This is a genomic window from Compostibacillus humi, assembly GCF_014637175.1.
Classification (GTDB): domain Bacteria; phylum Bacillota; class Bacilli; order Bacillales; family Amphibacillaceae; genus Oceanobacillus; species Oceanobacillus humi.
Genome location: NZ_BMEV01000089.1, coordinates 1 through 8,947, shown reverse-complemented (window position 1 = coordinate 8,947; position 8,947 = coordinate 1). Strand labels below are relative to the sequence as shown.

General features: G+C 34.0%; 4 protein-coding genes and 1 pseudogene. All 5 read right to left on the bottom strand.

Annotation, left to right across the window (positions count from 1 at the left end; all coding sequences use genetic code 11):
• Window positions 1-910, bottom strand: a pseudogene (locus tag IEV18_RS15580) (IS256 family transposase); the annotation flags it as partial.
• Window positions 911-1,165: 255 nt separating this feature from the next.
• Window positions 1,166-2,191 carry a restriction endonuclease gene (locus IEV18_RS15575; protein ID WP_188393304.1) on the bottom strand — a complete coding sequence of 342 codons (1,026 nt, stop codon included), beginning with the start codon at window positions 2,189-2,191 and terminating at the stop codon, window positions 1,166-1,168.
• Between the two features lie 257 nt (window positions 2,192-2,448).
• Window positions 2,449-6,009, bottom strand: a complete 3,561-nt coding sequence (locus IEV18_RS15570) for a PDDEXK-like endonuclease domain-containing protein (protein WP_373281953.1) — start codon at window positions 6,007-6,009, stop codon at window positions 2,449-2,451.
• A 421-nt stretch (window positions 6,010-6,430) separates the two neighbouring features.
• Window positions 6,431-7,474 carry an IS1595 family transposase gene (locus IEV18_RS15565; protein WP_100332900.1) on the bottom strand — a complete coding sequence of 348 codons (1,044 nt, stop codon included), beginning with the start codon at window positions 7,472-7,474 and terminating at the stop codon, window positions 6,431-6,433.
• A gap of 63 nt (window positions 7,475-7,537) precedes the next feature.
• Entirely contained in the window at window positions 7,538-8,833 is a 1,296-nt protein-coding gene (locus tag IEV18_RS15560) for a hypothetical protein (RefSeq protein ID WP_188393302.1), read from the bottom strand.
• Window positions 8,834-8,947: the final 114 nt, after the last annotated feature.

Sequence of the window (8,947 nt, the reverse complement as noted above, 5' to 3'; positions counted from 1 at the left end):
ATGACACGTGGATAAGACTTTTCCCACTTGCTTTGCATTCGTTCTAAGGCTTCTAAAGCTTCTTCACGGTCTTTCGCTTGATAGACGGCCTTAAAATCATCGAGAATGGCTGCACGATCCTTACACGTACTTTACTGGAAATGTTTCGAGCGACATGTACACAGCACACTTGATGCTTCGCCTTTGGATAGACACGATGAATGCTATCTGTCATCCCTGGCAATCCATCGGAAATGAAGAGAAGAACGCTTTCTACTCCTCGCTCATGTAGGCATTGGAGGAGTTCTTCCCATACGTGCGAAGACTCAGTTGGTGCAATGGTAAAGTCTAAAACTTCTTTGTTTCCTTCTTCCGTAATACCAATAGCGATGTAGACAGCTTCTTTTTCAACCGTTTGACGTCGAATCGGAATATGAGTGGCATCCAAGTAAATGCACACATAGCGTTCTTCCAGCTTTCGTTCATGGAAAGCCTGCACGTCTTCAGAAACAAGTTGCGTTAGGTTCGAAACCGTTTGTTTGGAATAGCGATGTCCATACATTCGCTCCATGAGATGAGCGATTTCATTTGTCGTAATCCCTTTTTCATAAAGGTGAATGACAAACTGTTCCAGCGTATCATTGGAACGCTTATAGGGAGCTATTGTTTGTTGTTGGAACTGGCCATTACGGTCTCTAGGGATACGAAGGTGTAGTTCTCCGTATTCGGTTTTAAAGGTACGATCGTAGTAGCCATTACGGGAATTGCCGGAATGAAAACCTTCTCGATCATAAGGCTCATAGTCTAAAAAGACAGTTAATTCATGTTTCAACAGCTGATTGATGGTTGTTTCCAAATGATGACGAAAAACTTCTTCAATATCTTGTTTTTGTGCTAGTGCTTCGATTAAATCTGTAGTAAGATGAATCATAGGGAAGACCTCTTTTCTGTGAATTTTGTCGGCTAACTTTATTCTACAGAAAGGGTCTTCCTTTTTCTATGAACATTATTTAGTGCATTTCTATTTACACAAAATATTTTACACTCTCAAGTCTGCAAACTTCTACACTTCATCTTCGATGATATCTTTAAGTATTCCTATTAAAAAATCAAAGTCTATAAAATCTAATTCTGTTTCACTATCCTTCCACATTTTTATTCCCTCCTTTATTCCCATTAAAGCTTACTATTCTACTTCACTGTCCAACATCCAAACTCTTTTAATAGGAATCTCTTTTTTGATTTCATCGCTCAGTTTTTCATAGTTCTCAAAGATTTGTTGAATAATAGTTTTAGAATCCCAAAGACGAACTTTGAAAAATTGCTTAGGAATTTCCTTAGTGACAGAAGATTTAAAGCCACTCCACGATACTAATAAGCCAAAATCTGCACTATAATTGCTCATTGTACCTATCAACTGATCTAATGTCGGTCTATCAAGAGGAGTATCAGATGTCTTGACTTGGACACAAATTTTTGGATTTCCAAAACCTAACGTATCTGAAGCTGCTAATATATCCACACCGTGATCTGCACCTTCTGGACTTCTGTAAGTAGTAAAGCCTTTTGCTTTCAAAATTTCTTCAATTAAAAATTCCATCTTATGTCCTTTAAAACGCTGTATAATTCTTTCAGAGATTTGATCGTATATATATTCTTCTAAATCTATTGAAACTGTTTCTTCATTTTCCTCTACTAGCTCCTTTACATTTTTATTTTTTGGTACATGCCAATTATTTTTACGCATTTCTCTAATACGCTCTTCAGCATTATTTCTGTGTATTTTACAGACCGTCATAAAGGCTCCTAATGAATACAATATATCCTGATCAAATCGATCCCTTGGTATATCTTTAGCAATCCAATTTACATTCCGATAATGATAATACGGACTGCCAAGTGACTCATCATATACATAGTCACCGATAACTTCCCCTATATGTATGGTGCGGTTAAATTTTGAAGGTAAGATTACTAAGTCCCCTTTTTCCATCGAATGAGCTATTGGCCAAATTTGAGAAGCCCAGTTTATTGCTGTTTTTTCTTTGTCTAGATCATAGTGTTGGATTAGCTTTTTATATAATATCTCCTTAGAAGTTATCGTTCTAAGATTAATATTTAAATCGTCCCAGGTGAGATATACCCTTCCTTCTTCTAAAAATTTGTTTTCATACTCCCCTTGTTTTCCTGCACGAAACAACCAGACAGTCATTTTATTACTCCCTTCTTCTTAAGATAAATATCAGTCATCTCTAAAAGTAATTTAGAGATGACTGACGCTGATGTACTTATAATTCATATTCCCTTTATAATTTAGTTCGCCGTACTAGCGAGACATTTAAGTTTCTTGATGAACCGGCACATTCCCGCAGAACAACCTTTCGTAAATGGTATTGCCGAATGGCCAAGGTTAAATTCATTGGAATTTTTACAGAACATGTTGGTAGTCATCTTCCCAGACTCACAAAATCACTCTTTAAATTTCGTATACCAGCCAGGCTTGTTTTGAGTCGTACGGCTGCCATTAGACACGAATGTAAAATTAACACCTTTTGTTGCAAGTTCTTTAAAAATAGGTTTTAAATCCACTCCACCAATAACCCATAAATTTCCACCTTTTTCACGCTTGTCAATAACTTTTAACCCTTTATTTAATAAATACTTTTCCAACCAATCTTTTGGATTATCACTTGAATTTGCAGTATATTCTTTATCAAACAAACTAATTTGTTGCTTACCATCATTAGCATCTTCAAATAAATTTAATTGTTTTTCATTTTTAACGTTCACAATATTAGGTTGTTCTTCGTTATGCTGATACTCCTTAAAATTGTTTTGTTGATTATTAGTTATTTGGCCTTCTTGATACAGTTCTGTTTCATTTAAATTTGGCTCAATTCCTATTTCATCTAATTTCGACCAAAGACTTTCCATTGCCTTTTTTCTGTTAAAATAAAACTCTCTACCTCGAATACGCCAGAACTTCCAGCCAGCTCTTTCTAATGATTCCTGGCGTTGCATATCTTCCTCGAACTTTTCAGGTCCGTGCCACTTCTCGCCATCACATTCAACTGCAAGCCGGTCACGAATACCTTCTATGACAAAGTCAATGCGATATCCCCCTACTTTTACCTGAGGAGTAACTTTATAACCTTTAGCCAGAATCATTTTTAATACATCTATTTCAAAAGGTGATTCGCATAATTGCTCTAGATCTTCAAGTTCTTGATTAACTCTAGTAGGATTTTTGCAATAACTTAATAATGCATATCTGTAATCACTACTTTTTAACTCATTTGTATCAACTGAATGATATAACCGCATTTGATTTTTTGCACGGCTCGCTGCTACATTAAAACGCTGTTTTTCACCTGGTTTTGTAAGTGGTCTAAAATTTCGGTTTGGAGCTACGACCATAGAAAGGAACACAATGTCACGTTCATCCCCCTGTAAATCATAAGGATTACCACAGATAATTTTTCGGGCAACATACTCAGCGTCACCAATTTTATCTCTAATTAAAGTCTCTAGTAGCTTGTGTTGCTTATTACCCTGTAAAGCTATGACACCAATGGTCTGGTCTTTGTACTTTGGATCATGAACAATTTCAAAGATATCATTAGCAATTGCTTCCGCTTCAGGCCAGTTTATATCTTTTTCTTTTTCATCATTGTACCCATCATCAACTTTAACTGCCATCACTGGTGGATCCAGTTTTTCCTCTTCCAACGGTAATCTTAACGGTATCATTTCTCCACCATAACTTAGGTCATTAGAGAACTGTATAATTTCAGGTACACACCTAAAATGCTCTCTCAGCATTAACTTCCCTTCTTTAGGAAATGTTTGTTCAGCAATTTCATATAAAGATATATTCCCGTCAAATAGGTCTGAATTTGGAATATCAGGTAAGTATCGGTTAGCTAACTCCTTTACATCATCATCATTTACACCAATTGATTGCGGGCTTATCTGTTCATCGTCACCTACGACAATAATCTTTTTTCCTCTCAATAGTACATTTGCTGAAAAAATGTCACACTGACTGCTTTCATCAAAAATAATTACATCAAACTTTTCATTAGTAATCGGAAAATTCTCCAAAACTTGTGTTATTGGCATAATCCAGACAGGAATCGCACTCTGAGCATTCTTCATTGCTTTCCTTGCACTATATAAATAACGCTTATTCTTTCCAGTCCCTTTACCATACCTCTTAATATAAGTCTTCCAGGAGGATAGTGCTCGTTTTTCCTTATCCGTAATACGTTCAATCTGACTTTTCCAGGATGCATCACGTACTATGTTCTTAATTAATTCCCTTTGATAATTCTTTTCTTTTTCAATTAAGCTTCTTAGTTTAGAAGGATTAATATTCTTGGTCTGATCAAGCCACGTTCTTAATTTTTTTAGTTCAAATGCTTTCAAGTAGTTATCAGGATACTCCAATTCTTCTCCTACAGACATTTCGATCGATTTTTTAGTTAGAGGTAAAATATTGTTCATTTTGTCTAATAGCTCATAAAACCTGTATACATCTTTTTTTGTTTCATATAATTCCAATAACTGACTTAGTATCACACCCCATTTTTGAGTATCTTTATCTTCAAAGGCCTCAATAATTTCGTATATGATTGAATGCGTATTCTCTTTTTCAGCAAAAGATTTCAAATCTAATAACTCTTTTTGATAAATTTCAAGCCATTTTTTATATTCTAAATAGGCTTTCGCTTGTTCAGCATTTTCTAATAATGCCTTTACATCATCAACTGAATACAAATTAACATGGCTAAGCGACAACTTTTCTTCTAAGTTATTTATTATTTCAAAAACTTTTATAACGGTTTTTAATTCATTTAATCTTTCTTCCAGAATATGTGGAAAACGAGGTTCACTATGTTCAATAATGGAATGGTTTATTTCTTTCATATTCCCATTAAAAATTCTTGCTGTTTCTACCTTTAATTCTTGATACTTAATGTAATCTTCTAAGGGGTTAAGATCATCAAGTGTTGATATCGGTTTTTCGTTTAGGACTGGATCTTCAAACAAATACTTTGTTTGTTTACCTTTAAAGAGGAAAAAGATTAGGTTCGGCTTCCTGCCACTTTCCAGTCTTTCTTTCGTAATTTCCATATCCTTCTTTAATTCATCAATGTTCTTATTAGGTAATTTCACTTCATGAGTAACTAACCTATTATAATATTGGAATAATTGAGTACGGTTTTCTTCCATATCATCAACTAAATTTCTCCAACGTTCCTCTCGTATTCCGCCGGCTCTCAAATCATTCAATACAGATTTATAACCTTCATCTTGTAAGACGTGTTTAAAATGTAAAATGGTTTTGAAATCATTAATAATTTCATCAATTGTAGATATGTCACTCGGTAGTTGATGGGATTCCAATTGTTTTAAGCCTTCATCCTTACCTTTGGCTAGTTTTTCACCATCATTAACTAGCTCCTGAAAAGCCTTTTCATTTCTAATGTGAACATCTATTTTTGGAAGGTTCGTATTATATAGTTTTAAATCATTAGCATTTAATTGATCTCTAAGGCTCCAAAGTTCTTTAAACTCAACTTCATTCAATGGAAACTCGGATTCCATCTCTACATCATCTAAAATCCACTCATAATTAACATTTGAATTAACTAGCCGTTTAGCCACATCATACCTAAACAATTCTTCACCTTTATAACGGAGAACAGTACCTTCCTTTTCTGTATAATCCTTTAATTGATTTAAGAGTTTAGATTCTTTCCGTTTGCTTTCATGAAGTTCTTTTAAATAAATATTTACATCCCTCTTTAATTTATCAGTATCTAATTCTCCTAATTTTTCACTAATAGTATTGATTGATTTCTCAATTTCTTGTAAAGAATCTCTACCTCCACCTAATACAGGAACACATAAATCCTGAATTTCTTCTGGTATTTTACTCTTCAGCACTCTTAGTGGATTTTCTTTTTGGCTTGTAATTAAAACTCTTTTTCCTTCTGCCAGGAAGTGGGAAACTAAATTAGCAATCGTATGAGTTTTTCCTGTTCCAGGAGGTCCTTGAACTGTAACACCAAAATTTCGTTCAATTCTTGTAAATATCCACTTTATTTCAGATTGTGAATTTCAAATTATTTCAGATGTATAATCTGTATAAGGTACGTGACACGGCTTGATATGGAGAGGCGGGTATGCTAGCCTGCCTGGCAAGCCAAAGTCTTTAGACAGCTGGCTTCTTGGCTTGAAACGCATGGCCGCAGAGGCTCCATGTCAAGCCATTCAGGGTATATTTATACACTTAATACGAGCTTTATACATATATACTTTGTGAAAAATCTGGACTAATTTGAACAAAATGTGCTGCTTTTGGCTGGAATAATGTGCATCTTTACACGAATTAACTTTAAAATTGTTTCACTAAACTGCCCGTTAGTTGAACAAGCATCAGTGTTTATACAGCAAATTTATTTAACCTAAGTGTATCATAGGTTTCTGAATTCTGTACTAAATTCCCTTTAATAATCAAGTCATTCATTGTTACTTCATTTCTTTGGTGATGGATACTTTCCAAGACCTGAAACCAAGTAAGGTAATTGTTTAAATACTTGGTCGCAACACCATTAAATCGTTGCATCCAACCTTTTAGTCTTCTATGATAATTATTCACGTTCTGGATGTGATAAAGCCCCTTAGTACGAATCTTACCATCGGACTTGAATTGGTAAATATCCATTCCTTTTTCAGCAGCATATGTTTTAAATGCACGCCAAGAATCCGTGCATAGTATATTCTCACTTGAAAGCCTATGCCCGATGGCTTTGTCTAATTGGTCTTTGGTTAACCTACCCATACCTAATATCTGCGAAAAGGTGGTTTTATCACGGTCTCTTGCAACCAACACGCAAACTTGTTCATTGCTTATACCACGTTTCTTCGCAGAACCACCACGCTTACGTGGTTTTCTACCTTTAATTTTTCTTTGTCCTTTTTCTGAGTACAAGAAATAGGTCTCGTCCATTTCAACGATACCTTCAAAATTTGGTATTTCCATTTTTTTTAACGATGATAGTAGTTTGTGCCTCCAATAAAATAAAGTGACGTGAGTAATGTTGCCAATTAAGTTAGCAGACTTTCGAAGAGAATAACCTTCAATCATACACTCAATAAATTTAATCCACTGGTTAAGGTGACGAGTTCGATAAAGAACTGTATTTGTGAGGTCAGTGAATGTCTTTTTACAAGCCTTACAGCGATAGCGTTGCTTTTTGACCTCTTCGCCATCAACAATTGTTGTATATTTGCCAAATCGAACAATATGTTCTGATGTACAATCAGGGCATTCATAGCCATTCTTATTCTTACGTTCAGATATTTCGTGAAGAACGGTTCCAGTCGAACTTGAAGCAGTGAGTGCATCAATTAAATATTCGCGTAACCTGTGCTTCTCTGCGGGATTTAGTTTTTGAATGGCTTTAAGGATTTCAGTCGCTCTCACAATCATCACCAACCCTATTGTAGTTAGTTCAATTATAGAACATTTGTTCTCGGAATTCAATTATCAACAACTAACTTTAACAGAGCCATTAAATAAAATATTCATTAGATTCTTTTCTATACAGTTGTAAGAAACACCACCATTATAAATAGTTTCAAGCGCCTTATCAGTTTCGTTCATTATAATTAAATTTTCAAAGTAAGTGTCATTAAATAGTAAAGAAACACGAATTTCTTCGTCCATTTGCTTAGATTTATCTATCTTAGTAAACCCCTTGTTAAATTTAACAGCTAAATATGCCCAATTAGTTACTATTTCATCTAACAAATTTTGATCCCATAACACACTTTCTTCTTCTGATAGAATTGTTCTAACAAATGATGACGGTGTGAGATCCTTCATCCATAGATTAAAAATTGAGCTTGCTCTAGAATAAGATACAGGATCTTTATAAGATAATAAATCTATACAAAATTTCAACATGAGTAGATAGTTTTCTAGATTTTCTCGTCTTAAATCATCTGCTTTTAATTCATAAGTGCTTATTGTCTTCACATAAGATTTATCTTCTAATTTATATTCTTTTTCATAATACTCATAATAACGATAATGCTGGTACATAGTGTGTATCGCAAGATAAACACTATGATATCTTCCCCAATCCCTAGATTCTATGGCAGATTGGTAAGCCAAGGATCCATATTCTTGCAATCTCCTTCTCGACAAACCATTGGCCAGCGAGTGAATTACATAATCTACATTAAAAACTCCTGATATTAAATCCTTCCTATCTGCACTGATTAATAAGGGTATTAAGTTATTTAAACTTGATAAACTATAATTATCCCCCATAAAATATTCAGCTAATTGAAATGCAATACTCCTATACTTAGCACCGCTGCTGTTATTAGCCATTAAAAAAACTCTAAAATCATTATGAAATATTGCGTATTCATCATTACTTATTTTCTGTACCAAAGGAAATAGTAACTCTAATAATTCATCCCAATCATCTTTTTGTAAATTCACTTTAATTGCTTTACTTAATATCTCGGAATTGACTCTTCCATTTAATAAAATAATCGCACTTGCTACTACTTTATCCGGAAAGGGAAATCCTAAGTTCTTTTTATTTAAATAATCTGTTACATATTTCCATATATGACCATAGTAATTTGTAATATCACCACTCACATATTTTTCATCTAATATTCTTTTAAAGTCATCAAGTGTAGTACAATATCTAGCTTCTTCTATTGCAAATGCTACTGATAAATTATTTCCAAGGGTTTTTTCATAAATAAATTCAGATAAAATATTAATATCTATATTGAGCTTTATGCCTTTTTGTTCTATCAATTTATAATGGACCCAAGATTTTAGACAGCAAGAAAGGATATGTTAAGGTAGGTTTATGAAACAAAAAAGGAAACGATATTCACCAGAATTTAAAGCACAAGTTGTATTGGAAAT

Bases quoted from the DNA above. Each gene is read 5' to 3' on its own strand.
- IEV18_RS15575 (WP_188393304.1), bottom strand. From the start codon at position 2,191: ATGACTGTCTGGTTGTTTCGTGCAGGAAAACAAGGGGAGTATGAAAAC.